The organism is Micromonospora sp. U21 (assembly GCF_018070045.1).
In the GTDB taxonomy this organism is placed as follows: Bacteria; Actinomycetota; Actinomycetes; order Mycobacteriales; family Micromonosporaceae; genus Micromonospora.
Genome location: NZ_JAGPYK010000004.1, coordinates 182,637 through 206,652, shown reverse-complemented (window position 1 = coordinate 206,652; position 24,016 = coordinate 182,637). Strand labels below are relative to the sequence as shown.

Genomic DNA, 24,016 nt, shown 5'->3' with positions numbered 1-24,016 from the left:
GGGCCGGCACGGCAGGAGCTGGGCATGGGGTACCTCCTCGACTGGGGCACGGGACGCGCGCCGCCGGGTGACGGCGGGCCCGGCGCGGTGGGGACCGGAGTGACCGGCGAAGGATCCGGTACGTGACAGTCTGCTGATCACACCGCTACGGTCGGAAGGCGTCGGCGCTCCCAGAGGCGTGACTGCGTCGGTGGCGCGATCCGCCGGGCGGGCCGGTGGAGACGACCTGCGGACCTGCGGAGGCACTGTGGAAGGCGACGCCGCGCCGACGGCCGACATGATCCGCGCTCAACTGCGCCGGCTGCGAACCGCCGCCGGGATGAGCCAGGAGGAATTCGGCCGGCTGGTGCACTACTCCGGCTCGATGGTGTCCGCGCTGGAGCTGGGTCAGCGTCCGTTGGACCGGCTCTTCCTGGCCCGCGCCGACGAGGTGCTGGCCACCGGCGGCCTGCTGGTCTACCTGCTCAAGCTCGCCGAGCGGGACGGCCAGCCGAGCTGGTTCCGGCCCTGGCTGGACGCCGAGCGCACCGCCCGCCAGCTGCGCTGCTTCCAGCCCACGCTGATCCCCGGCCTGCTCCAGACCGAGAACTACGCACGCGCGGTCATCCGTTGCGACGACATGCTCAGCGACGACGAGGTGGAGCGTCGGGTGCACGCCCGGCTGGACCGACAAGCCATCCTCACGCAGCCTGACCCACCGCAGCTGATCGCCGTCGTCGACGAACATGCGGTGCGACATGCTGCCGAGCACATGCGCGGGCTCATGTTCGAACAGCTCACCCATCTGATCGCATGCGCCCAACGTCCGCAGGTCAGCGTGCACGTCATTCCCGCCGACGTCGGGCTTCACGTCGGCATGTCCGGGCCCTTCACGCTCGCGCGCGGTGCGGACGGCGGGTGGGTCGGCAACCTCGAGAATCAGCTTGCCGGCGTCGTGGTTGACGGCGATGGTGACGTAGCTACGCTGCTCTCACGATGGGAGACGGTTCGGAACGAAGCGCTCTCCCGCCGGCATTCGATTGACCTCATGAAGGAAGCAGTGGACTCATGCACCTGACTGGCGCGGTCTGGCGCACCTCCAGTCGCAGCGGTAACAGCGAGTGCGTCGAGGTGGCGGACAATCTGCCCGGGGTGGTGGGCGTGCGGGACAGCAAGGACCCGAGCGGCCCGGTGCTGGTGTTCGCGCCGGCCGCCTGGCGGGCGTTCGTCGCCGTCGCCCGTCGCCCCACCGTCTGACCCGGGAGGTCCCTGGTGCCGCAGCACGGCCCGTCGGCCGACGATCCGGACGCAACACCCGGTCCCCCGCCGGCCGGTCCCCCGCCAGCCGAGACGCCACGCCCGGTGCCGATCCCCGACCCGGACGTCGACCCGGACGAGCCGCCGGCCGTCCCGTCCGGAAAGTTCGGCACGCCGGGGCGTCCGCTGCGGCGCAGCAGCTTCCTGATCGGCTTCACGGGCGCGCTCGGCGTGCTGCTGGCGTACACCCTTTATCTGGGGATTCGCAACGCCGGCGGCATCCTGCTGCTGGTGGTGATCGCGCTCTTCCTGGCGGTCGGCCTCTACCCGGCGGTGGCCCGGCTACGCCGCTGGGGGCTCCCCCACGGCCTGGCGGTCGCGGTGGTCGCGCTGACCCTGGTGCTGCTGCTCTGCGGCGGCGTGGTGGCGCTGGTCCCGCCGATCGTGACCCAGTCTGGGCAGTTCATCGACCAGCTGCCCAGCTACGTCGAGGAGCTGCGCCGCAACCCGGCGGTCAATGACCTGGTGGAGCGGTACGACCTGGTGGAGCGGGTGCAGGGCGCGGTCAACGCGGGCACCGTCGGCCGGGCGCTCGGCGGGGTGCTCGGCGGCGCCCAACTGATCTTCGGCACGGTGTTCCGGGCGCTGACCGTGCTGGTGCTGACCATCTACTTCCTGGCGTACTTCAACCGGCTGCGCTCCCTCGGGTACGCGCTGGTGCCCCGCTCGCGGCGGGAACGCGTCCAGCTGATCGGCGACGAGATCCTGACCAAGGTGGGCGCCTACATGGTCGGCGCGCTGAGCATCGCGGTGCTGGCCGGGGCGACCACCTTCGTCTTCGCGCTGATCGTCGGGCTGCCGTACCCGTTCGCGCTGGCCGTGGTGGTCGCGGTGACCGACCTGATCCCGCAGATCGGCGCCTCCCTCGGGGCGGTGATCGTGAGCCTGGTCGGCTTCGCCACCAGCCTGCCGGTCGGCATCGCCTGCGCGGTGTTCTTCCTCATCTACCAGCAGGTGGAGAACTACCTGATCTACCCGAAGGTGATGCGGCGCTCGGTGGAGGTCAACGAGGTGGCCGCCCTGCTCGCCGCGCTGCTCGGGGTGGCGCTGCTGGGCGTGGTGGGCGCGCTGATCGCCATCCCCACGGTGGCGGCGCTGCAACTGATCCTGCGCGAGGTGGTGCTCCCCCGCCAGGAGACCCGCTGAGCCGAACCGGGTCGGTTCAGTCGGCCCGGCCGGCGGACGGCCCGGGTACCGGCGTGTCGGCGAACGATGCCACCGTCCGGTCGGCGTACGCGCTCACGTCGCCGGCCTCCATCGGGCCGTCCCAGGTCCTCGGCAGTGGCACGTCGACCGCGGGGTTCACGATGCGGACGATCTCGTCGAGCACCGTCTCCGCGTCGCCGACCCAGAGGTGCTTGGCGCCGGGCACCCCGACCACCTCGGCCTGCGGCACCGCGGCGAAGCGCTCCCGCGCCTCGGTCGGGCGCAGGTAGTCGTCGAACTCCGGCACCAGGGCCACCAGCGGCCGGTCCGAGCCGGCCCAGACGGCCAACTCCTCCGGGGTGCAGAAGCGCAGCGGCGGGGAGAGCAGGATCGCCCCGGCGACCGCCGGGTCGTAGCCGTGCTTCAGCGCCAGGTCGGTGCCGAACGACCAGCCGACCAGCCAGATGTTCGGCAGCTCGGCGAACTCCGCGTACTCGATGGCGGCGGCCACGTCGTAGCGCTCGCTGACGGCGGCGTCGAAGGCGCCCTCGCTGGTCCCGCGCAGGCTGCTGGTGCCCCGGGTGTTGAACCGGAGCACGGCCAGGTCGGCCAGCGCGGGCAGCCGCCAGGCCGCCTTGCGGAACACGTGGCTGTCCATCATCCCGCCGTGCGTGGGCAGCGGATGCAGGCAGACCAGGGTGGCCACCGGCGCCCGGTCGACCGGCAGAGCCAGCTCGCCGACCAGCCGCAGGCCGTCGGCGGTGTGCAGCTCGATGTCCTCCCGGCGGCCGGGCAGGATCGACGACGCGCGGATCGGTGTGCTCACCGGTCAAGTCTGTCCCGAAGTCGCCGCCGCCGCCCGCCCGGGCGTGAACAGGGTGATCCAGATCGCTCAGCCGTGGCGCGAGGCGCCCTGGCCGGGTCGGTCAGTAGCGCGGGGTGCCCCGGCCGCGCTGTACCGCCGGGCCGCGCCGGTCCCGGGCCCGCCAGCAGCCGCTGTGCCAGTGCCGCCGGTCGGTCAGGTCACCCAGGCCGTCCGCAGGCCAGGCCACCAGGTGCGCTACCCCGGGCCGGATCTCCTGGTCACAGCCCGGGCAGCGGTACGTCTTGATCGACGCGCCCGCGCCGATCCCGCGTACCTGCCAGGCGCCGTCGGTCCACTGCTGCACCGAGGCGACGCCCTGCCGGACCCGATCGGCGTCCAGGTTGGCGTTCTCGTCCCGGCGGGGACGGTTGCGACGGGGGCTCACAGTCACCAAGCGTACGGTCCGCCGGGTGGTACGGCCCGAGCGGCGGTCACCAGGTCGCGGGCTGGTCCAGGTACTCGGCGACCCGCGCCCCGACCAGCACGGTGCCCGCCTCCGCCTCGGTGAAGGTCTTGTCGGAGCTGAGGGTGGCGCTCAGCTGGGCGCGGGGAATGTCGAGCAGCGAAAGCCTCTTGCGGTCAGGGTCGAAATGGCCGGGCCTACCCCCGATCGTCCGGTTCGCTGTCGCGTGGCTCGTCGTGGTGGTGCCGGCGTACTGCAACTCGACCAACATCGACGTCTTCCGGTCGTAGTCGATGACGTGCATCATCACCGCGTACGCGGCCGGGAAGGTGCCCACCACCATCCAGCAGCCGGTGAACTGGGCACCGGCCGGCAGGTCGGTCAACCGCAGCGGACCGTTGCACCCGTACGCCGCATCAAGCCGCAGCGCCGCGGCCGCGTCGTGCAGCGGGCCCTCGTCCGGGCCTGCCACGCTGGCTCCGGCGTACACGCCGGGTGCCGGCTGCCAGTAGCGCCGCCAGATCGGCACACCGTCGGGCCCGTCGGTGTGGCCCACGGAACCGTCGTAGCGGTTGCCGGTGGGGCCCTGAAGCGGCGGCATGTTCCAGGCTCCGACGGATTGCAACACGTCGACCGAGGTCAGCTCGACGGTGACCGTCCGCCCGCCCACGTCGAGCTTCGCGGTCTCCTTGCCGCCGCCCACGTTCCACTCCAGGAACCGGGGGCCGCCCGGGGCGAGGCCGATGTGCAGCAGGGCCGGGTCCTTGCCGATCCGGTCCGGCCGGGCCGCCGCGCCGGGAGCACCGTCGACCCGCGGCGGCACGAGGGGCACCGCCGCCTCGGCCGGGCCGGGCAGGCCGGGGGCGATCGCGGGGCCCAGGCCGGGCAGGCGGGCCACCGGGCCGGCGACCACGCCAACGCCGAGCAGGGCGACCACACTCAGGACCGCGCCAGCGGCGGCACGCCGCCGGCAAACCCGCGCCCGCCCCCGAACCACCGCGCCGACCAGCAGTCGGTCGGCGTCCACCGGGCCCTCGGCGCGCTCCCGCAGCGTCAGGACGATCCGCTCGTCGAGGTCGGTCACGGCCGGCTCCCGTTCGTCGTCGGGACGCCGCAGCGCTCCCGGAGGTTGGCGAGCGCCCGCATCGCGTGGGTGCGGACGGTGACCGGCGAGCAGTCCAGGATCTGCGCGATCGTCGCGTCGTCGAGGTCCTCGTAGTAGCGCAGCACGAGCACCGCCCGCTGGCGGTCGGGCAGGTCGAGAACCAGGCGCCATATCTCGTCCCGGTCGGCCGCCTCGCCGCCGAGGTCGCCCCGGTGCGGACGGTCGGCGAAGTTGTCGGTGGCCAGTTCCCGGTTGGACCGGCGGCGCCACCAGGAGATGTTGGCGTTGACCAGCATCCGTCGCACGTACACGTCGGGCCGGTCGGCTCGGGCGATCTTGCGCCACTGCACGTACGCCCGGGCCAGCACCTCCTGCGTGAGGTCCTCGGCCCGGTGCTCGTCACCGGTCAGTAATCGAGCAAGCCGGACGAGGGACGGGCCCCGGCTGCCGACGTACTCCTCGAAGGTCACACCATGCAGACGCCGTCGGCACCCTCCGGCGTTGACCGGTCAGCGGTGCGAGTGGTCGCGGAAGCCCCGGCGGGTCTTGCGGCCCAGGTAGCCGGCGGTGACCAGGTGCTCCAGCAGCGGCGCGGGCGCGAAGCCCGGCTCGCGCAGCTCCAGGTACAGCTCCCGCTGGATGGCCAGCGAGACGTCCAACCCGACCACGTCGAGCAGCTCGAACGGGCCCATCGGGTAGCCGCAGCCCAGCTTCATGGCGTGGTCGATGTCGTCGGCCGTGGAGTAGCTGGCCTCCAGCATCTTCACCGCGTCGTTGAGGTACGGGAAGAGCAGCGCGTTGACGATGAACCCGGACCGGTCGCCGCACACCACACCGGTCTTGCCCAGCGCGGCGCAGACCGCCCGTGCGGTCGCGGTGGTCTCCGGGGAGGTGCGGATGGTGCGGACCAGCTCGACCAGCGGCATGATCGGCGCCGGGTTGAAGAAGTGCAGCCCCACCACGTCGGCGGGCCGGTGGGTGGCCATCGCCACGTCGATCACCGGCAGCGAGGAGGTGGTGGTCGCCAGCACCACGCCCGGCTTGCAGATCTCGTCGAGGCTGGCGAAGAGCGCCTTCTTCACGCTCAGCTCCTCGACCACCGCCTCGACCACCAGGTCGACGTCGGCGAGGTGGTCGAGCGTCGCGGACCAGCTGATCCGGCCCAGCGCGGCATCCCGGTCGGCCTCGGCGAGCTTGCCGCGCACCACGCCCTTGTTCAGCGAGGTCTTCACCGCCTCGCAGACCTTCGCCGACTTCTCCGCGCCCCGGGTCACCGAGATGACCTCGTAGCCGGCCTTCGCGAAGACCTCGATGATGCCGGTGGCCATCGTCCCGGAACCCACCACGCCCACCTTGGCGATGGCGCGCGCGCCGTCGGCGAGCGCGGCCTCCGTGGCCAGCGGCGTCGCCTCGTCGGGTACGACCACCGGCGAGCCGGGCCGCTCGTAGGTGTAGAAACCCCGGCCGGACTTCCGGCCCAGCAGCCCCGCGGTCACCATCTGCTTGAGCAGCGGCACCGGGGCGTGCCGGCGGTCCCGCCCGCCGCGCCGGTACATGGTGTCCAGGATCTCGTACGCGGTGTCCAGGCCGATCAGGTCCATCAGCGCCAGCGGACCCATCGGCAGGCCGCAACCGAGCTTCATCGCGGCGTCGATGTCCTCCCGGGTCGCGTAGTGCGACTCGAACATGCCGACCGCGTGGTTGAGGTAGCCGAAGAGCAGCGCGTTGGCGATGAAGCCGGCCCGGTCGTTGATGGTGACATCCACCTTGCCGAGCCGGGCGCAGAGCGCCTCCACGTCGGCGACGACCTCGGGCGCGGTGACCACGGTGCGGACCACCTCGACCAGCTTCATCACCGGCGCCGGGTTGAAGAAGTGGATGCCGATCACCTGGTTGGGCCGGGTGGTGGCCACCGAGATCTCGGTGACGCTCAGCGACGAGGTGTTGGTGGCCAGGATGGTCTCCGGCCGGCAGACCCGGTCCAGCTCCGCGAAGATCCGCTGCTTGAGGTCCAGGTGCTCGGGCACCGCCTCGATGACCAGGTCGACGGAGTGCAGCGCGTCCAGCCCGACCGCGAAGTGCACCCGGTCGAGCAGCGCGTCCCGGTCCTCCGGGGCGAGCTTGCCCTTGGCCACCGCCCGGTCCGTGGAGCCGGTGAGGGTGACCCGGCCACGCTCCAGCGCCGGCTCGGAAATCTCGACCGCCACCACGTCGATGCCGTTGCGGGCGAAGACCTCGACGATGCCGGCACCCATGGTGCCCAGCCCCACCACACCCACGGTGCTGAACTCGCGCGCCACGACCGGCCTCCCCAGACACTCCGCACGGCCACTGAACGGCCGCTAAGGCTATGCGCGCGAGTCTGCCACGTGACGATCGGTTGTCGAGACGCCGTGGGATATTTCACCCACGACGCCGCCGGGGCGCTCAGCTGGCCGGGACGGTGGTCAGCGCCAGCAGCTCCGCGACGAACTCCGACGGACGCTCCAGGTGGGGGCTGTGCCCGCAGCCGGGCAGCACCACCTCGTGGTACGCGCCGCCGGCCGCCGCGTACCGCTCCAGCACCGCCCGGGTCTGGCCGACCATCGGCTGCGGTGGGCACTTCGCCTCGCCGGGCCAGCCGGGTACGACGCCCAGCGAGCCCAGGTACGCCAGGTCGAACAGTGAGGTGTCCGAGACGATCGCGTCGGCGTCACCGCGTACCCAGGTGACCGGAGGCTTGTCGGCGACGGCCACCAGCTCGTCGGCGAGCCGGAACCAGGTCGGCGCGAGAGCGTTGAGCACCCCGCGCTCCCCCGGCGCCGTGCCCGGCCAGTTGTCCGAGGACGTCGCCGTGCCGGGGTAGTTGTCGTCGCCCGTGGCGGTGGAGAGCAGGGTGTCGAGCAGCAACTCCTCGTCGCTGCCCAGCGCCGCCGGATCGGCCACATAGGTGGCTCGCAGCACGGCACGCGGGCTGGTCGGGGCGTCGGTGCCGCGATCGCCCGCGGTGAGCCGGGCGACGAAGTCCGGATTCGCCGTGCCGGCGCCGGTGCCGGCGAAGTCGGGTGTCGTCGGCGTGCCGGCCAGGTCGCGGGTGCCACCGAAGCCGTACGGGGAGACCGGAGCGGCGAGCAGCAGCGCGCCAACCCGGTGCGGGTGGTCGACCAGCAGTCGCATCGCCACGCCCCCGCCGAGGGAGTGCCCCACCACCACCGGGCGGGCGTCGGCGGTGCCGAAGAGCGTCGGGTCGTCCAGCAGGGCGGCCACGTCGTCGGAGAAGTCCCGAAGGCCCCGGGTCGCGTTCACCGGGGCGGTCTCGGAGGCGCCGTAACCGCGCAGGTCCGGGGCGACGACCCGCAGCGTCGGCGGCAGCCGTCGGACCAGCGGCTCCCAGAACAGCCCGGATGAGCAGTTGCCGTGGATCAGCAGCACCGGGATGCCGTCCGGCGGGCCGGCCACCCGTACCGCCTGGGTGATGCCGTTCGCCGTCACGGTCCGCTGCTCGGTCTCCATCCGCGGCATGCTGCCACGCCGGTCCACGCCGGTCCAGGTGCCCGACAACCATCCGGGATGCGCCCCGGGTGTGGCCCGCACCAAGCACAACGTGCGGTCAGGTGAAAGGAAGGGCCCCTTGTTATCGCCTCGCGATAACAAGGGGCCCTTCCTTTCACTCAGCGGCGTGCGGTGGGCGGGGTGGCCAGCGGCAGCGGCAGCGTCGGCCGGACGTCACGCCGGGACGGGCCGAAGCTGAGCCCGACCGGATCGGTGTGGGCCACTCCCGGATCGAACAGGCGCAGCTCGGTGCGGCCGAGCCGGATCACGTCGCCGTCGGAGAGGAGTTCCACCTCGGTGATCCGGCGGTCGTTGAGCCAGGTGCCGTTGGTCGAGCCCAGGTCCCGCAGCGACGGGCCGTCCGGCGCCAGCCACACCTCCGCGTGCTGCCGGCTCAGGTGCGGGTCGTTGATGACGACGTGCCCGGTCGGCGCCCGACCGATCACCTGCGACTCGGCCCGCAGCCGAAAGCTCGCCCCGCGCATCGGCCCACCCGCGACCGTCAACAGCGGCATCAGTTCCGGATGTTCCTCCATGGACAGTCAGCCCTCCACCCCACACCACTACTCCGCGCGTCAGCCTGCCATCAGACGGTAATCGCCAGTACCGACCAGCCGGTCAGCTCCTCGCCACCTCCCGGTCATCTCCCGTTCCACGGTTCGGGCGGCCGGGATCCGACGCAGAGGGCCTGACCTGCCCTGATCAACGAGCGGGCGGCCGGGTGCGACTCCCGCCCCGCCGGGCCGAATCGCGCCCTACCGACGAGTAATCTTCGGGTCTAGACTTCCGCCATGACGGCTGTGCATGTCCCCGGCAACCCGGTCATCGAGGCGGGCCAACTGGTTTCCACCAGCCCGGCCACCGGCGTCGAGGCCGGTCGCCTCCCGGTCGCCACCGACGCCGACGTCCGGCGGGCCGTCGACCGCGCCCGCGCCGCCAGCGAATGGTGGGCCGGGCTGGGCTTCACCGGCCGTCGCGAACGGCTGCTGCGCTGGCGCGCCCTGCTCGCCAAGCGGATCGAGCAGCTCGCCGAGCTGGTGCACGTCGAGGGCGGCAAGCCGGTCGCCGACGCCATCGTCGAGATCGTCACCGCGATCGAGCACATCGACTGGGCCGCCCGCAACGCCGGCCGGGTGCTCGGCCCGCGCCGGGTCCGGTCCCGGCTCATCCTCGCCGAGTTCTCCGGGCACCTCGAATACCAGCCGTACGGCGTGGTCGGTGTGATCGGGCCGTGGAACTATCCGGTCTTCACCCCGATCGGCTCCGCCGCGTACGCGCTGGCCGCCGGCAACGCCGTCGTGCTCAAGCCGAGCGAGTACACGCCCGCGGTCGGCCAGTGGCTGGTGGACAGCTTCGCCGAGGTCGTACCCGAGCAACCGATCTTCACCGCCGTGCACGGGCTGGGCGACGTCGGCGCGGCGCTCTGCCGTTCCGGGGTGAACAAGCTCGCCTTCACCGGCTCCACCGCCACCGCCCGCAAGGTCATGGCCGCCTGCGCCGAGACGTTGACCCCGGTGCTGATCGAGGGCGGCGGCAAGGACGCCATGATCGTCGACAGCGATGCCGACCTGGACGCCGCCGCCGAGGCGTGCGTCTGGGGCGGCATGACCAACGCCGGCCAGACCTGCATCGGCATCGAGCGGGTGTACGCCGTCGACCAGGTCTTCGACACCTTCGTCGACAAGGTGGTGGCCCGCGCCGGCCGGCTGACCGTCGGGCCGGAGGGCACCGACATCGGCCCGATCACCATGCCCGGCCAGGTCGATGTGATCCGCCGCCACATCGAGGCCGCGGTCAGCTCCGGCGGGCGCGCCGTGCTCGGCGGCCCGAACGCGGTGCAGCCGCCGTACGTGCACCCGACCGTGCTGGTGGACGTGCCGGAGGAGTCGGCCGCCGTCCGCGAGGAGACCTTCGGGCCGACGCTCACCATCAGCCGGGTCCGCGACGCCGACGAGGCCGTCGCCCGGGCCAACGCGCTGTCGTACGGCCTGGGTGGTTCGGTCTTCGGCCGGCGGCGCGCGGTCGCCATCGCCCGGCGGCTGCACTCCGGGATGGCGTCGGTCAACTCCACCCTCACCTTCGCCGGGATGTCCACGCTGCCGTTCGGCGGGGTCGGTGACTCCGGCTTCGGGCGGATCCACGGCGAGGACGGGCTGCGCGAGTTCGGCCGGGCCAAGGCGATCACCCGCCGGCGGGCCCGGTCGCTGCTGCCGTCCATGACCTTCGAGCGGACCCCGACCGACGTGGCCCGACTCGTCAAGGTCATCAAGGCGATGTACGGCAGGTGAGTGTCGGATGTGGCGCGAACGCCGGCTGCGGTTCGCCGCCGCCGTCCGCTCGCTGGCCGACCGGCACTGGGTGCAGACGCCCTACCGCTACTTCCCCGACTCGCGGATGCTCGTCGAGCGGGTGGCCGGCCTGCCGAGGTCGCTGATCGCGGTGCGGACCGGGGAGTGAGCCGGTCAGAAGAGGGTCAGCTCGTCCTTCTCGATGCCGCGCAGGTTGTCGTAGTTCACGACGACGCACCGGATGCCCCGGTCGGCGGCGAGCACCCGTGCCTGCGGCTTGATCTCCTGAGCGGCGAAGACTCCGGTGACCGGGCTGAGCAGCGGGTCGCGGTTCATCAGTTCGAGATAGCGGGTGAGCTGCTCGACGCCGTCGATCTCACCGCGCCGCTTGACCTCGACCGCCACCGCGCCGGAGTTGGCGTCCCGGCAGAGCAGGTCGACCGGGCCGATCGCCGTCATGTACTCGCGGCGGACCAGCGTGTACCCGTCGCCCAAAGCGCTCGGGTTGGCCGCCAGCAACTCCTGGAGGTGCGCCTCCACCCCGTCCTTGCGCAGGCCGGGATCCACCCCCAGCTCGTACGAGGTGTCCTGGAAGATCTCCTCCAGGGTGATCCGCAGCTCCTCGCCGGCCTTGTTGACCACCCGCCACACGCCGGGAGCCTCCTCCAGCCGACACGGCGGGCTCATCCAGTTCAACGGCTTGTACGCCCGGTCGTCGGCATGGATGGACACCGACCCGTCCGCCTTCACCATCAACAGCCGGGTCGCCAGCGGCAGGTGAGCCGAGAGCCGTCCGACGTAGTCCACTGAGCACTTCGCAATGACCAACCGCACCCGACGAGGGTAGCCGAGCACCCCCCGGTCGCCAGCGAGCGGCACTGGCGCGTCGATGGGATGCTGAGACGGTGCTCGAAGTCCTCACCGGTACCGGTCTCGCCGCCTCGGCGGGGCTGAACGCGTACATACCCCTGCTCACCCTCGGTCTGCTCGCCCGCTACACCGACCTGATCGACCTGCCGAGCGGCTGGACGTGGCTCGGCAACGGTTGGGTCATCGCCATCCTGGCCCTGCTGCTCGCCGTCGAGATGGTGGCGGACAAGGTGCCGGTGGTCGACCACATCAACGACGTGGTGCAGACCGTCGTCCGACCCACCGCCGGCGGCCTGGCCTTCGGCGCCGGATCCTCGTCGGAGACGGTGACGGTCACCGACCCGGGGAGCTTCTTCTCGTCGCACCAGTGGGTGCCCGTGGTCACCGGCGTTCTGCTCGCGTTCGGCGTACACCTGCTCAAGTCCGCCGCGCGGCCGGTCGTCAACGCGACCACCGCCGGGTTCGGTGCCCCGGTGGCCAGCACCGCCGAGGACGCCACCAGCGTGGTGGTCTCCCTGGTGGCGATCATCCTGCCGGTGCTGGTGCTCGCCTTCCTGCTCGGCCTGGTGGCATTCGTCTACTGGTTCCTGCGCCGACGCTCCGAGCGCCGCCGGGAACGCGAGGCCGCCCGCGCCGCCGGCTTCCGCGTCTGACGAGACCGCGTGGCCGTGGCGGCTCCCGCCAGATCCAGACATGCCGCTGGCCGGCGCCCCGGGGGTGGGGGTGCCGGCCAGCGGTCGGTGTCACGCAGGTGCTGCTTGGGTCAGCTGTTCCAGTGCTGGGCGACCAGGTCGGTGGCCTGCTGTTCCCACTGGGCGTAGGCGTCGGGGTAGGCCGAGACCTGCACGGTCTGCGCGGCGTCGGTCAACGCCATGTCCTGCCACCCGTCGACCTGCTTGAGGCCCTTGAGGAACGCGGTGGTGGAGTATTCGGGGTCGGTGATCTGCTCCGGCGTGCCCCAACCCGAGCTGGGGCGCTGCTGGAACAGGCCCAGCGAGTCGTGGTCGTTGCGGTCGCCGAGGTGACCCAGGTTCTCCAGCTTCGACTCCTGCAGGCTGGTGGCGATCGAGATCACCGCGGCCCGCTCGGGCAGCCCGGCCTTCTTCGTCGCGGCGATGATCGCCTTGACATTGCCGCTCTGCTCGTCGTTCAGGTCGATGCGCGACTGCGCACCCTGCGCCTTCTGCACGGCGACTGCGACCGGCTTGCCCTCGACCGGGGTGGCGGCGGTGGCGGCGATCGGACCGGCGAAGACACCACCGGCGAACGCGAGACCAGCAACCGACAGCACGCTCTTACGAATGATCGTGTTCATCAGGGGTCAGCTCCTTCAAGGGGGTAGACACCCACCGCCAACAGGGGAAACGGCACGCGGGTGCGAGCACCTCGTCCGGCGCTTTCAACACAAGGGGGGAAAGTCTTAGGTCGGCGGCCTACAAGCCGGGGGGCTCGTGGCGCCGGGACTGTGTGTAACGACCGCCGGGCCGGGCCCATTCCAGGACTGGCCCATCCGACAGGCACCCCGTTCGAGGGTGCTGGTGCGGTCGGTCAGGGACTCTGCAACGACCACGCACCTCGCGGGCATTCCAACCCCGGCCGCGCTGCCAACCTGCGGGGGCGGGACCTGGCGGCCGGCCCTGCTGCCAACCCACGGGGGCGGGTGGCGGACCGGTGGTGCTGCGATCGTCAGGGTATGTAACGACCCCCGGCCCGCCACGATTCCACCCCACGGATGCAGCCGGTCACAACCCAGAAACCCCCGATACCGGACACCCGCCACGAGATCACCGGGCGTTCCGGCGTCGGATGCGCCGGTTTGGGGGTGATCTACTCGGTATCGGCGATATCGGGGCATCCGGTGGCCGTGGACACCGCGACATCCGCGATACCGAGTCGATCACCCCGGGCAGGGGCGATCCGGAGGCGAAGTGGTCGATGAGCGGTATACCTCAGAGGCATATGTATGACTCACAGGTATAGCGCTCACCCCACCGACCGCCCGACTCGGTGGGTCTGGGCCACGTCCAAACAGGGATCGGGCCGGCAGCCGTCGGCGGGATGCGCCCAGGCACAGGGATCACCGCGAGACGACGACCCGACCGGACAGGACACACCGCGCCTCGCGCAGGAATCAGGACGGACAACGATCGCCGCCGGGATCGGGGCTTGCCGGAACCCCGCTCAGGGACCCGAAAAGGACCGGCGACCACCCGGATGGGACTCACCGCACGTGGCGAGGATCGGAACCGATGGCGATTCCCGCCGATCGTGCTTGCCCTACCCGCGCAGAGATCTGGACCGGACCGAACAATCCGGGACGGCATGCCGGACCCTCGCAGAGATCGGAACGGACTGAACAACCCGCCGGGATCGGGGCTTGCCGGCCAGACCGCGGGATCGGAACCGATGATCGCCCAACCGGATGGGATTCATCGCCCTCACGTAGCCATCGGGAGGGATGGGCATCGCCGCCCGGATGGCCTCGCCGGACTCAGCGGACGGATCACGACGGACGGCGACCACCGACGGGGTGGGGCCCGCCGTGCCCGGCGCAGGGATCAAGCCTGACCGCCCGGAGCCGGGCACGGCCGGCCCCGCCCCACCCACGACGCAACGCAACGCACAAGGAGCACACCGGCACGCCGGTCAACGACCCAGCGGCAACCCGCACACCTGATCCCCGTCCCGGTATAGCCAGGGTCACGAAGCCGGCAAAAGCCTACGATCGGGCAAGAGCCTAGAGGAGGTCGGCATGACCGCAGCGATGGAGATGCCCCGAGTCCAGGAGTGCGTGGTCGTAGCCTGCGCATACAACGACGCCGGAGACTGTCACGCCTTCGCGATCACGATCGGCAGCATGGATCACGCGCACTGCCACACCTTCGTCGAGTCGCCGGTGCGCGGCGGTGTGGAGAGCCTGATCGCTCAGGTGGGCGCGTGCCAGCGGTCCGACTGCCGGCACAATGAGCAGCTCGAGTGTCACGCCTCGTCCATCAGGGTCGGCCCGGACAACGACATGGCCGACTGCATGACCTACGACGGCCGCTGACCTGCCACACCCGCCACGGTCAGGGCAGGTCGTTGGCGCGGCGGATGACCGTCACCAGGTCGTCGATGATGCCGGTGAGGGCGAAGTCCTTCGGAGTGAAGACCCGGGCCACCCCGGCGGCCCGCAGCGTGTCGGCGTCACCGGCGGGGATGATGCCGCCCACGACCACCGGCAGGTCCGCCCGGCCGGCGGTGCGCAGCCCGTCGAGCACGGCCGGCACGGCCGCCAGGTGCGAGCCGGAGAGCACGGAGAGCCCGACCAGGTCGACGTCCTCCTCCACGGCGGCGGCGACGATCTGCCCGGCGGTCAGCCGGATGCCCTGGTAGACGACCTCGAATCCGGCGTCGCGGGCGCGTACCGCGATCTGCTCGGCGCCGTTGGAGTGCCCATCCAGGCCGGGCTTGCCAACCAGCAGCCGCAGCCGGCCGCTGCCCAGCTCGCGGGCGGTGGCGGTGACCCGCTCGCGGACGGCCGCGAGGCCAGGGTCGCCGCTGGTGCCGGTGGCGCCGGCCAGCCCGGTGGGCGCCCGGTACTCGCCGAAGACCTGGCGCAGCGCGCCTGCCCACTCGCCGGTGGTCACGCCGGTCCGCACGCACTCCAACGTGGCCGGCATCAGGTTCGTGGTGGTCGCGGCGTCCGCGCGGAGCCGGGCCAGGGCCGCGTCGACGGCCGCGGCGTCCCGGTCGGCCCGCCACCGGCGTACGCCGTCCGCGGCGGCGGCCTCGACCGCCGGATCGACCTGCTCGACCGCCTCAGCACCGGCCGCGGTCAGCGGGGAGGGCTCGGTCTCGGTGAACCGGTTGACGCCGACCACCACGTCGGCGCCGGACTCCATCCGGCCACGGCGTTCGGCCAGCGAGGCGACCAGCGCGCTCTTGAGGTAGCCGGTCTCCACGGCGGCCACCACGCCGCCCAGCTCCAGCACCTTGTCCAGCTCGACCCGGGCACCGGTGACGATCTCGTCGACCAGCGCGGTCATCACGTGCGAGCCGGCGAAGATGTCGGGGTATTCGAGCAGGTCCGACTCGTACGCCAGGACCTGCTGCATCCGCAGCGACCACTGCTGGTCCCACGGGCGGGGCAGGCCGAGCGCCTCGTTCCAGGCGGGCAGCTGTACCGCGCGGGCCCGGGCGTCGCGGGACATCGTGACGCCGAGCATCTCCAGGACGATGCGCTGGATGTTGTTCTCCGGCTGCGCTTCGGTGAGGCCGAGCGAGTTGACCTGCACGCCGTAACGGAACCGGCGCTGCTTGGCCTCGCCGACCCCGTACCGGTCGCGGGTGATCTCATCCCAGAGCACGCCGAACGCGCGCATCTTCGCGATCTCCTCCACGAACCGCACCCCGGCGTTGACGAAGAACGAGATCCGCTGCACCACGTCACCCATCCGCTCGGCGGGCACCTGGCCGGAGTCACGGACCGCGTCGAGCACGGCGACCGCGGTGGCCAGCGCGAAGCCGACCTCCTGCACCGGCGTGGCACCGGCCTCCTGGAGGTGGTACGAGCAGATGTTGACCGGGTTCCACCGCGGCATCTCGCGCAGCGTGTACGAAACCACGTCGGCGGTGAGCCGCAGCGACGCCGCCGGCGGGAAGATGTACGTCCCCCGGGACAGGTACTCCTTGATGATGTCGTTCTGCGTGGTGCCGGCACAGCGGGCCAGCTCGGCGTTCTGCTCCAGCCCCACGGTGCCGTAGAGGGCGAGCAGCCACATCGCCGGGGCGTTGATGGTCATCGAGGTGTTCATGTCGGCCAGCGGGAGACCGTCGAAGAGCGCCCGCATGTCGCCGAGGTGAGCCACCGGCACACCGACCCGGCCAACCTCACCGGCCGCCAGCTCGTGGTCGGGGTCGTACCCGGTCTGCGTGGGCAGGTCGAAGGCGACCGAGAGACCGGTCTGCCCCTTCGCCAGGTTGCGACGGAAGAGGGCGTTGGTCGCGGCGGCCGACGAGTGGCCGGCGTAGGTGCGCATCACCCACGGGCGGTCCCGCTCGGGCAACCGCCCCGAAGATGCCTTCTCATCCATGGCCGGAGTCTAAGTTACCGTTCAGTAAAACGGGTTGTGGAAAACCACACAGGTCCATGTCGCGGACGTCCGGGTGCGAAGCGCCCGCAGTGGTCCGGACCGCCACACCCCGGGCGCCGCACCTCCCCAGCCAGGACGCACACTGGACGCCATGGATGACGAGCTGGCCATCTCCGTCCGGGGGCTGCGCAAGGCGTACGGCGACAACGTGGCCGTGGCGGGTGTGGACCTCGACGTCCACCGCGGCGAGGTGTTCGCCCTGCTCGGCCCGAACGGCGCCGGCAAAACCACCACCGTGGAGATCCTTGAGGGCTACCGACGCCGGGACGCTGGCGAGGTCACCGTGCTCGGCGCGGACCCGGCCCACCCGGACGCCGGCTGGCGATCCCGGGTGGGCATCGTGCTCCAGGGCACCGGCGAGTTCGACGAGCTGACCGTGGCCGAGGTGATCCGGCACTTCTCCGGCTTCTATCCCGACGCCGACGATCCCGACAAGGTGATCGAGCGGGTCGGGCTGGCCGGCAAGGCGAAGGCCCGCACGCACACCCTCTCCGGTGGGCAGAAGCGCCGCCTCGACGTGGCGCTGGGCATCATCGGCCGCCCCGAGCTGCTCTTCCTCGACGAGCCGACCACCGGCTTCGACCCGGAGGCCCGCCGGGAGTTCTGGGAGCTGATCCGCGACCTCGCAGCGGCCGGCACCACCATCGTGCTGACCACTCACTACCTGGACGAGGCGGAGGCGCTGGCCGACCGCGTCGGCGTGATCACCGGCGGACGACTGGTCGAGGTGTCCGCGCCGAACCGGCTGGGCAACCGTCAGGAGGCCCTCGCGACTGTCTCCTGGCGTACCCCGGACGGGACGCCGGAGCTTGCGCAAACCGCGACGCCGACGGCCCTGGTGGCCGACCTGGCCGTGCGCTACGGCGGCGAGGTCCCCGGGCTCACCGTGACCCGGCCGACCCTGGAGGACGTCTACCTCACGATGATCGGACACGCGCGATGACGACCACGACGAAGCCGGCGACGCCGGTCGCCGCGACCCGGGGCCGCCGGCCGGGCGCTGGAGGGCTCGCCCTGCGGCAGGGCCGGCTGGAGATCACCCAGTTCCTGCGCAGCCGGGAGTCCGTCGTCTTCACGATGGGCTTCCCGATCATCATGATCCTGATCTTCGCGTCGATCTTCCACGGCACGATCGGCGGAGGGGTCAAGTTCACCCAGTACTTCATCACCGGCATGATCGCGACCGGCCTGATGACGGTGAGCTTCCAGAACCTCGGCATCTGGATCCCGATCGAGCGGGACCGGGGCGTGCTCAAGCGCTACCGGGGCACGCCGATGCCGAAGTGGGTCTGGTTCGCCGGCAAGGTGATCATGGTGGTGGCGATCGGCATCGCCGAGACCGCGCTGCTGCTCGCGGTCGCGGTGGCGCTGTTCGACCTCGACCTGCCGGGTACCGCCGGGAAGTGGTTCACCTTCGGCTGGGTCGCCGTGCTCGGGGTGACCGCCTGCACCCTGTGCGGCATCGCCATCTCGTCGCTTGCCCGCACCGCGCGCAGCGGCTCCGCGGTGGTCACCCCGGTCGCGCTGGTGCTCCAGTTCATCTCCGGGGTGTTCTTCGTCTTCACCGACCTGCCCACCTGGATGCAGCAGGTCGCCGCGCTGTTCCCGCTCAAGTGGATGTGCCAGGGGCTGCGGTCGGTCTTCCTGCCGTCGAGCTTCGGGGCACAGGAGCCGGGGGGCTCGTTCGAGCTGGGCCGCGTCGCGGTGGTACTGGCCCTGTGGTGCGTGATCGGCGTCGTGCTCTGCCTGACCACCTTCCGCTGGACGACCAAGCGCGACGGCTGACCCCGCCTCACGCGCCGCCCCGCCCCGCCCCGCCCCGCCCCGCGCCCCGCCGATCTAGGGCTCGTTGCCGTTTGTTGATCTCCAACGACAGCGACTAGTCCTAGATCGACGCGAGAAGCGGGGCGGGAGAGTCGGCGGGGCGGGGCGAGGCGGGGCGGGGGGGGTTAGTACGTGTAGAAACCCTTGCCGGTCTTGCGGCCCAGGTCGCCGGCGGTGACCATGCGCTGGAGCAGCTCCGGCGGGAAGAACTTCTCGTCCGCGGTGTCGGTGTAGATGTTCTTCGAGGCGTGCAGGAGCACGTCCACGCCGGTCAGGTCGGTGGTGGCCAGCGGGCCCATCGCGTGCCCGAAGCCCAGCCGGCAGGCGGTGTCCAGGTCCTCCGCCGACACCACACCGGACTCGACCAGCTTGACCGCCTCCACCACCAGGGCGGAGATCAGCCGGGTGGTGACGAAGCCGGCGATGTCCCGGTTGACCACCACCACCGTCTTGCCGATCTCCTCGGCGAAGGCCCGTACGGTGGCCAGCGTGGCGTCGCTGGTCTTGTAGCCGCGGACCAGCTCGCACAGCTGCATCATCGGCACCGGGGAGAAGAAGTGGGTGCCGACGACCGCCTCGGGCCGCTCGGTGACCGCGGCGATCTGGGTGACCGGGATGGCCGAGGTGTTGGTGGCGAGCACCGCGTCGGACTTGCAGATCTTGTCCAGCGCGCGGAACACCTCGTGCTTGATCTCCAGACGCTCGAAGACCGCCTCGACCACGATGTCCGCGTCCGCCGCCGCCTCCAGGTCGGTGGTCGGGGTGATCCGGGCGAGCGTCGCCTCGACCTCGGACGCCTCGATCTTGCCCTTCTCGGCGAACTTCTCCAGCGACTTCCTGATGCCGCCGAGGCCCCGGGTGGTGGCCGCGTCGTCCAGGTCGCGCAGCGTCACCTGCCAGCCCGCCTGCGCCGCCACCTGGGCGATGCCGGAGCCCATCAGCCCGGCCCCGACGACCGCGAGTCGACCCGCCATCTGCTTCTCCCTCGCTGCGATTGAGTGCCTGCCTGCACCCTAGTCGGCGAGCCTGAACGACGGCTAAGGGGCTGTCGGGAGACCCGGCAGCCCCGGTTGGCGTCAGATCTCCAGTGCCGGCTCCTCCGGCGTCGTCCCCCGCTCGACGTCCACCCCGAGCGCGAGCAGGTCGGCCACGAAGTCCGGGTAGCCCCGGTCGACGTGGTGCACGTGGGAGACCTCGGTGACCCCGTCGGCGCAGAGCCCGGCGATGATCAGCCCGGCCCCGGCGCGGATGTCGGTGGCCCGCACCGGCGCCCCGGAGAGACGGTCCCGGCCGCGGACCACCGCGTGGTGCCCGTCGGTCTTGATGTCCGCGCCGAGGCGCATCATCTCGTTGGCGAACATGAACCGGCCGTCGAAGATGTTCTCGGTGATCAACGAGGCACCGTCGCTGACGGCGGCCAGGCCGATCGCCATCGGCAGCAGGTCGGTGGCGAAGCCCGGGTACGGCAGCGTCACCACGTCGACCGCCCGGGGCCGGTCGTCCATCCGCACCCGGAAACCGTCTCCCCGGGTCTCCACGAGGCCGCCGGCCGCCACCACCTTGTCCAGCGCGACCTCCAGGAAGGCCGGGTCGAGCCCGGTCACCGTCACGTCGCCACGGGTCATCGCCGCGCCGAACGCCCAGGTGCCGGCGACGATCCGGTCCCCCACCGTGGCGTGCCGCACCGGGCGCAGCCCGGGTACGCCGGTGATCCGCAGGGCGGACGTTCCAGCGCCGGAGATCCGCGCGCCCATCTGGTTGAGCATGGTGCAGATGTCGACGATCTCCGGCTCCCGAGCGGCGTTGTCGATCGTCGTGGTGCCCTGGGCCAGCACCGCCGCCATCACCAGGTTCTCGGTCGCGCCCACGCTGGGGAAGTCCAGCACGATGTCCGCGCCGCGCAGCCCGTGCGGTGCGGCGGCGATGACGAACCCGTGCTCACCGGAGATGTCCGCGCCCATCCGGGTCAGCCCGGAGACGTGCATGTCCAGCCCGCGCGAGCCGATCGCGTCGCCGCCCGGATGGGCCACCCGCACGTACCCCCGGCGGGCCAGCAGCGGGCCGAGCACGCAGATCGACGCGCGGAGCCGGCGGACCAGGTCGTAGTCCGCGTCCGCGCCCGGCTGTTCGGGTACGTCGATGATCACCGATCGGGATCGGGCCGCCCCGCCCCGCGCGACCATCGGATCGACCGGGTCATCCGCGTCGAACCGCACGTCGCAGCCCAGCCGGCGCAGCACCTCCCCCATGATCGCGATGTCGGTGATCCGCGGGACGTTGGTGATCACGCTGCGGCCCGGAGCGAGCAGCGCGGCGGCCATCAACTTCAACGCCGAGTTCTTGGCGCCCACCACATGCACGGTGCCGGTCAGCCGGGCGCCGCCGCAAACCCGGATGACATCGACATCGTTGACCGCCGGATCGCCCGCGTTCCCGGGGCCCACCACCGCCGGCCAGCCGGCGGTGGTGTCCGGGCGCGCCGGGATCGTCAGGTCCGGTATCCGTAGGCTGTGCGTCATGGCCGTCCACCTCACGCGCATCTACACCAAGGCCGGCGACGCCGGCATGACCAGGCTGAGCAACAACGAGCAGGTGCCGAAGACCGATCCACGGATCGCCGCGTACGCGGATGTCGACGAGTGCAACGCGGCGATCGGCGTCGCGCTGGCCCTGGGCCAGCTCGACGAGGAACTGCGGGCCGTGCTGGCATCGATCCAGAACGACCTGTTCGACGTGGGCGCGGACCTGTCCACGCCGGTCGAGCCGGAGCCGAAGTACCCGCCGCTGCGGGTGACCGAGGAGTACGTCGAGCGCCTTGAGGGCTGGTGCGACGAGTACAACGCACGCCTGAGCAAGCTCGACTCCTTCATCCTCCCCGGCGGCACCGCGGGCGCGGCGCTGCTGCACGTGGCGCGGACCATCGCCCGGCGTGCCGAACGGGCAGCGTGGGCGCTGGTCAGCCACGATCCGGAACGGACCAGCCCGCTCCCGGCAAAGTATCTCAACCGGCTCTCCGATCTGCTCTTTATCCTGTCAAGAACGGCAAATCCGGCGGGAGATGTGCTATGGGTGCCGGGCGGTAAGCGCTGAGCGTCGGCGCGCCGCACCACGTCCAGGTGTGGGTTCCCGATCTCGACGCCGGCACGCGTAGCCGAGGCTTGATCCACTCGGGCTCATGAAACAGGAGCATCCCGACCAGCAGGACAGCCCGAATTCAAGAAAACCGAGTCGATCAACCCGCCCCGACCACCGAGAAGGCGGGACTCAACCACACCGGTAACGGCAGGTGGTGAAAGCCGGTGCCGGAACGACGCACAGTGGCAACGACGGGTTTCCGGGGGAGCCCGCCCGGCGCAGGGATCAAGCCTGACCGTCCGGAGCCGGGCGGGCTCCCCCGGAAACCCAGAAGAGCGACCACAGAAGAGCGGCTCAGGCAGCAGGCCAGTCCTGGGAGGCCATACGCGGCGAGACCGCCCCCGGAGGGGCGGCCTCGAGCCAGGAGAGGAAACCGGTCACTGTCGACCGCGCCATGGCGATCTCCACCGGTGCGTGGTGAATGGTACAGCGGAGAATCACCCAGTCGGCCGGCATGGAGAGGCGTTCCTGGCCCTCAGGCAACCGGCGGCGCTCCACCGCGAGCCCCTTGCGGGAGAGCACCCGCTTGGGCCGCAGCGCGAAGCTGAACATCCGGTACCAGCGCAGCTCGTCACCGGCGAACCGGCCGAAGCCCGGCGACCAGCCGCGGCCGTCGAGCATGGTGGAGACCCGGACGCTGAGCCGAATGATGCCACCGCTCCGGGTGACCAGGGCGCGCCGGACGAAGAGGATGAGGAGCGCAGCGAGAATAACGGCGACGCCGATCCCGATTCCCTCGACGATCTCCATCCCCGGTACGGCTCAGTGGCTCTGCGAGGAGACCGGGGTTGCGCTCTCGGCCAGCACGGTGACGCCGTCGGCGCTCACCGAGAGGAAGCCGCCGGCCACGTCGTAGGAGATCTGCTCTCCGCCGGCCAGCTTGATGCGGACCTGGCCGGGCTCGGCGAGCTGGCCGAGCAGCGGCGCGTGCCCCGGCAGGACACCCAGCTCACCCTCGGTCGTCCGGGCGACGACCATCTCGGCGTCACCGGACCAGACCTTCTCCTCGACGGCGACGAGCTCGACGTGAAGCTGCTGTGCCACGCTGTCTCCTTGCTGCGGCGGCGGATTGCCGAAAGTCTAGTCCTGACGCGAACTCGCCCCCAAGGCGGGTGGGGAGAGCTACGCCACGGCTACTTGGTCTTGTTCAGGAAGTCCGGGTGCTCCAGCAGGAACGGGTCCAGTTGTTCATTGTGCAGGGCGGTGAAGAAGTCTGAGACGCCTGGCTTGAACTGCTCGCCCTTGTACTTCTTACCGTCGAAGACTCCACCGCCGGGGAGTTTGATCATCTGGATCGTGTTGGGCCGGATGTTCTTCAGAGCGATGCCGAAGTCGATCACGCTGTTGCCGCGACCGCTGAAGATCAGCGACTGACCGGCGGCGCGGAGGACCTTGTCCAGCTTGATCGGGTTGGACACCACGTCGGCGCTGAACGCCTGCCCGACCATGGCCTTGACGAACTGCTGCTGGTGACGCTGCCGGCCGTAGTCAGAGTCCAGGACACCGTTCTTCGGGTAGCGCTGCCGGACGTAGTCCAGCGCCTGCCACCCGCTGAGGTGTTGGTTGCCCTTCTTGTAGACCGCCTGCGGGCCGACGTAGCCCTCGCCCTGCGTGTTGCCCGGCCGCGGCTTACCGTCCGGCTGCTTGTGCTCGGACTTCACGTCCCGCTCGATGTACATGTCGACGCCGCCCATGGCGTCGACGATCTTCTGGAAGCCGGTGAAGTTGATGATCGCACCTGCGTCGAACCGCTTTATGCCGGTCACGTTCTGCACAGTGGTGGCCAGCAGCTCAAAGCCCCGCGCCGCGTCGGGGTTTCCCCCTGGCACCTGGCTGCCCACCGACATGGCGGCGTTGATCTTCGTTGTCTCGCCGTTGAAGTTGGCCTTCTTGAACGGCGGGATGTGCACGTAGAGGTCCCGCGGCATCGAGAACAGATAGGCCCGGTCCATCGTCGCGGGCACGTGCAACACCATGATCGAGTCGGCCAGTGGCGCCGCCGTCGGCGTACGCGGGTCGATGCCGACCAGCAGGATGTTGAGCGGGCCCTTGATGTCGGACTTCTTCGCCTGGGCCCCGGCCGCCTGGTCGCCGAAGAGGTCGGCCTTGCCGACCGCGCCCTCGTAGCGGGCCATCAGCACCTCGGTGCCGACCAGCACCGCCCCGCTGAGCATGGTCAGCACGGTGCCGAACACCGTGCACACCCTGGCCCAGCGCGGCACGCCCCGCCAGATGGACGGCTTGCGGCCACTCTTGCCGGCCTTACCCACGAGCATCTCCGATCGTTACGCCCACGAGTAGGAGACGGGCGCACGTAGCCGAAAGGTTGCAAATATCAACGCTCGTTCACGTGAGCGCGCGGAACGACCGTATCTCGGCTGGTTCAGGACCGACGACCGCGAGTAACGGACCGCGGCG

The 24,016-nt window shown here is 71.1% G+C and carries 25 protein-coding genes; 10 read left to right on the top strand and 15 right to left on the bottom strand.

All coding sequences use genetic code 11. The features are described 5' to 3' along the window. Positions 1–277 precede the first annotated feature (277 nt). The 3 genes from KBX63_RS07320 to KBX63_RS07310 are packed head-to-tail and all read left to right on the top strand — an operon-like array spanning position 278 to position 2,442. A complete protein-coding gene (locus KBX63_RS07320) occupies positions 278–1,057 on the top strand; it encodes a helix-turn-helix transcriptional regulator (protein ID WP_210910170.1) in 780 nt (259 codons plus the stop codon). After that, entirely contained in the window at positions 1,048–1,236 is a 189-nt protein-coding gene (locus tag KBX63_RS07315) for a DUF397 domain-containing protein (protein ID WP_210909755.1), read from the top strand. The genes KBX63_RS07320 and KBX63_RS07315 overlap by 10 nt, the downstream gene beginning before the upstream one ends. 15 nt (positions 1,237–1,251) lie before the next feature. Beyond that, the gene (locus tag KBX63_RS07310) at positions 1,252–2,442 is read left to right on the top strand and encodes an AI-2E family transporter (RefSeq protein WP_374102194.1); all 1,191 of its coding nucleotides are present in this window, start codon (positions 1,252–1,254) and stop codon (positions 2,440–2,442) included. A 16-nt stretch (positions 2,443–2,458) separates the two neighbouring features. Here the strand turns inward: KBX63_RS07310 and KBX63_RS07305 are convergent, their stop codons facing one another. The 7 genes from KBX63_RS07305 to KBX63_RS07275 form a co-directional block, all read right to left on the bottom strand. After that, the gene (locus tag KBX63_RS07305) at positions 2,459–3,268 is read right to left on the bottom strand and encodes an alpha/beta hydrolase (protein ID WP_210909753.1); all 810 of its coding nucleotides are present in this window, start codon (positions 3,266–3,268) and stop codon (positions 2,459–2,461) included. Between the two features lie 100 nt (positions 3,269–3,368). Continuing rightward, positions 3,369–3,692 (bottom strand): hypothetical protein, encoded by a 324-nt coding sequence (locus KBX63_RS07300; RefSeq protein WP_307871640.1) that lies wholly within the window; start codon positions 3,690–3,692, stop codon positions 3,369–3,371. A 46-nt stretch (positions 3,693–3,738) separates the two neighbouring features. Beyond that, a complete protein-coding gene (locus KBX63_RS07295; RefSeq protein WP_210909749.1) occupies positions 3,739–4,794 on the bottom strand; it encodes a hypothetical protein in 1,056 nt (351 codons plus the stop codon). After that, entirely contained in the window at positions 4,791–5,285 is a 495-nt protein-coding gene (locus KBX63_RS07290) for a SigE family RNA polymerase sigma factor (protein ID WP_210909747.1), read from the bottom strand. Before KBX63_RS07290 ends, KBX63_RS07295 begins: the two co-directional genes overlap by 4 nt. A 39-nt stretch (positions 5,286–5,324) precedes the next feature. Further along, the gene (locus KBX63_RS07285; RefSeq protein ID WP_210909745.1) at positions 5,325–7,115 is read right to left on the bottom strand and encodes a 3-hydroxyacyl-CoA dehydrogenase family protein; all 1,791 of its coding nucleotides are present in this window, start codon (positions 7,113–7,115) and stop codon (positions 5,325–5,327) included. A gap of 127 nt (positions 7,116–7,242) precedes the next feature. Continuing rightward, positions 7,243–8,316 carry an alpha/beta fold hydrolase gene (locus KBX63_RS07280; protein WP_374102195.1) on the bottom strand — a complete coding sequence of 358 codons (1,074 nt, stop codon included), beginning with the start codon at positions 8,314–8,316 and terminating at the stop codon, positions 7,243–7,245. Positions 8,317–8,465: 149 nt separating this feature from the next. After that, positions 8,466–8,882 (bottom strand): FHA domain-containing protein, encoded by a 417-nt coding sequence (locus tag KBX63_RS07275; protein WP_074314014.1) that lies wholly within the window; start codon positions 8,880–8,882, stop codon positions 8,466–8,468. A 255-nt stretch (positions 8,883–9,137) separates the two neighbouring features. Between KBX63_RS07275 and KBX63_RS07270 the strand changes: the two genes are divergently transcribed. Further along, complete coding sequence (locus tag KBX63_RS07270) at positions 9,138–10,634, top strand: aldehyde dehydrogenase family protein (protein WP_210909741.1); 1,497 nt, start codon at positions 9,138–9,140, stop codon at positions 10,632–10,634. 7 nt (positions 10,635–10,641) lie between these two features. Continuing rightward, the gene (locus KBX63_RS07265; RefSeq protein WP_210910214.1) at positions 10,642–10,803 is read left to right on the top strand and encodes a hypothetical protein; all 162 of its coding nucleotides are present in this window, start codon (positions 10,642–10,644) and stop codon (positions 10,801–10,803) included. Between the two features lie 5 nt (positions 10,804–10,808). Here the strand turns inward: KBX63_RS07265 and nucS are convergent, their stop codons facing one another. Next, positions 10,809–11,468 carry an endonuclease NucS gene (nucS, locus tag KBX63_RS07260; protein WP_210909739.1) on the bottom strand — a complete coding sequence of 220 codons (660 nt, stop codon included), beginning with the start codon at positions 11,466–11,468 and terminating at the stop codon, positions 10,809–10,811. 71 nt (positions 11,469–11,539) lie between these two features. Between nucS and KBX63_RS07255 the strand changes: the two genes are divergently transcribed. After that, positions 11,540–12,157 carry a DUF4126 domain-containing protein gene (locus KBX63_RS07255; protein WP_074314018.1) on the top strand — a complete coding sequence of 206 codons (618 nt, stop codon included), beginning with the start codon at positions 11,540–11,542 and terminating at the stop codon, positions 12,155–12,157. 110 nt (positions 12,158–12,267) lie between these two features. Here the strand turns inward: KBX63_RS07255 and KBX63_RS07250 are convergent, their stop codons facing one another. Beyond that, positions 12,268–12,819 carry a hypothetical protein gene (locus KBX63_RS07250; protein WP_210909738.1) on the bottom strand — a complete coding sequence of 184 codons (552 nt, stop codon included), beginning with the start codon at positions 12,817–12,819 and terminating at the stop codon, positions 12,268–12,270. A gap of 1,437 nt (positions 12,820–14,256) precedes the next feature. Here KBX63_RS07250 and KBX63_RS07245 point away from each other — a divergent pair. After that, on the top strand, positions 14,257–14,553 hold the full coding sequence (locus KBX63_RS07245; RefSeq protein ID WP_074314020.1) for a DUF1540 domain-containing protein: 297 nt from the start codon (positions 14,257–14,259) through the stop codon (positions 14,551–14,553). 19 nt (positions 14,554–14,572) lie between these two features. Here the strand turns inward: KBX63_RS07245 and KBX63_RS07240 are convergent, their stop codons facing one another. After that, positions 14,573–16,579, bottom strand: a complete 2,007-nt coding sequence (locus KBX63_RS07240) for a protein meaA (RefSeq protein WP_210909736.1) — start codon at positions 16,577–16,579, stop codon at positions 14,573–14,575. 151 nt (positions 16,580–16,730) lie between these two features. Here KBX63_RS07240 and KBX63_RS07235 point away from each other — a divergent pair, with 151 nt between their 5' ends. Both KBX63_RS07235 and KBX63_RS07230 read left to right on the top strand, forming a co-directional pair. After that, the gene (locus KBX63_RS07235) at positions 16,731–17,582 is read left to right on the top strand and encodes an ABC transporter ATP-binding protein (RefSeq protein WP_210909734.1); all 852 of its coding nucleotides are present in this window, start codon (positions 16,731–16,733) and stop codon (positions 17,580–17,582) included. Continuing rightward, positions 17,579–18,424, top strand: coding sequence for an ABC transporter permease (locus KBX63_RS07230; RefSeq protein ID WP_210909732.1), 846 nt, complete (start codon positions 17,579–17,581; stop codon positions 18,422–18,424). The genes KBX63_RS07235 and KBX63_RS07230 overlap by 4 nt, the downstream gene beginning before the upstream one ends. Before the next feature lie 164 nt (positions 18,425–18,588). Here the strand turns inward: KBX63_RS07230 and KBX63_RS07225 are convergent, their stop codons facing one another. Together KBX63_RS07225 and murA are read right to left on the bottom strand one after the other, a co-directional pair. Beyond that, positions 18,589–19,437: a 3-hydroxyacyl-CoA dehydrogenase family protein gene (locus tag KBX63_RS07225; protein WP_210909730.1), complete on the bottom strand. Its 849-nt coding sequence runs from the start codon at positions 19,435–19,437 to the stop codon at positions 18,589–18,591. A gap of 102 nt (positions 19,438–19,539) precedes the next feature. Beyond that, entirely contained in the window at positions 19,540–20,982 is a 1,443-nt protein-coding gene (gene murA / locus KBX63_RS07220; protein WP_210909728.1) for a UDP-N-acetylglucosamine 1-carboxyvinyltransferase, read from the bottom strand. On the opposite strand from murA, the gene KBX63_RS07215 reads away from it, so the two are divergent. Beyond that, entirely contained in the window at positions 20,981–21,553 is a 573-nt protein-coding gene (locus KBX63_RS07215; protein ID WP_210909719.1) for a cob(I)yrinic acid a,c-diamide adenosyltransferase, read from the top strand. The genes murA and KBX63_RS07215 overlap by 2 nt on opposite strands. 339 nt (positions 21,554–21,892) lie before the next feature. Here the strand turns inward: KBX63_RS07215 and KBX63_RS07210 are convergent, their stop codons facing one another. The 3 genes from KBX63_RS07210 to KBX63_RS07200 form a co-directional block, all read right to left on the bottom strand. Beyond that, positions 21,893–22,348 carry a DUF2550 domain-containing protein gene (locus KBX63_RS07210; protein ID WP_210909717.1) on the bottom strand — a complete coding sequence of 152 codons (456 nt, stop codon included), beginning with the start codon at positions 22,346–22,348 and terminating at the stop codon, positions 21,893–21,895. A gap of 12 nt (positions 22,349–22,360) precedes the next feature. Continuing rightward, on the bottom strand, positions 22,361–22,642 hold the full coding sequence (locus KBX63_RS07205; RefSeq protein ID WP_210909715.1) for a F0F1 ATP synthase subunit epsilon: 282 nt from the start codon (positions 22,640–22,642) through the stop codon (positions 22,361–22,363). A gap of 89 nt (positions 22,643–22,731) precedes the next feature. After that, positions 22,732–23,874, bottom strand: coding sequence for an LCP family protein (locus KBX63_RS07200; RefSeq protein ID WP_210909713.1), 1,143 nt, complete (start codon positions 23,872–23,874; stop codon positions 22,732–22,734). Positions 23,875–24,016: the final 142 nt, after the last annotated feature.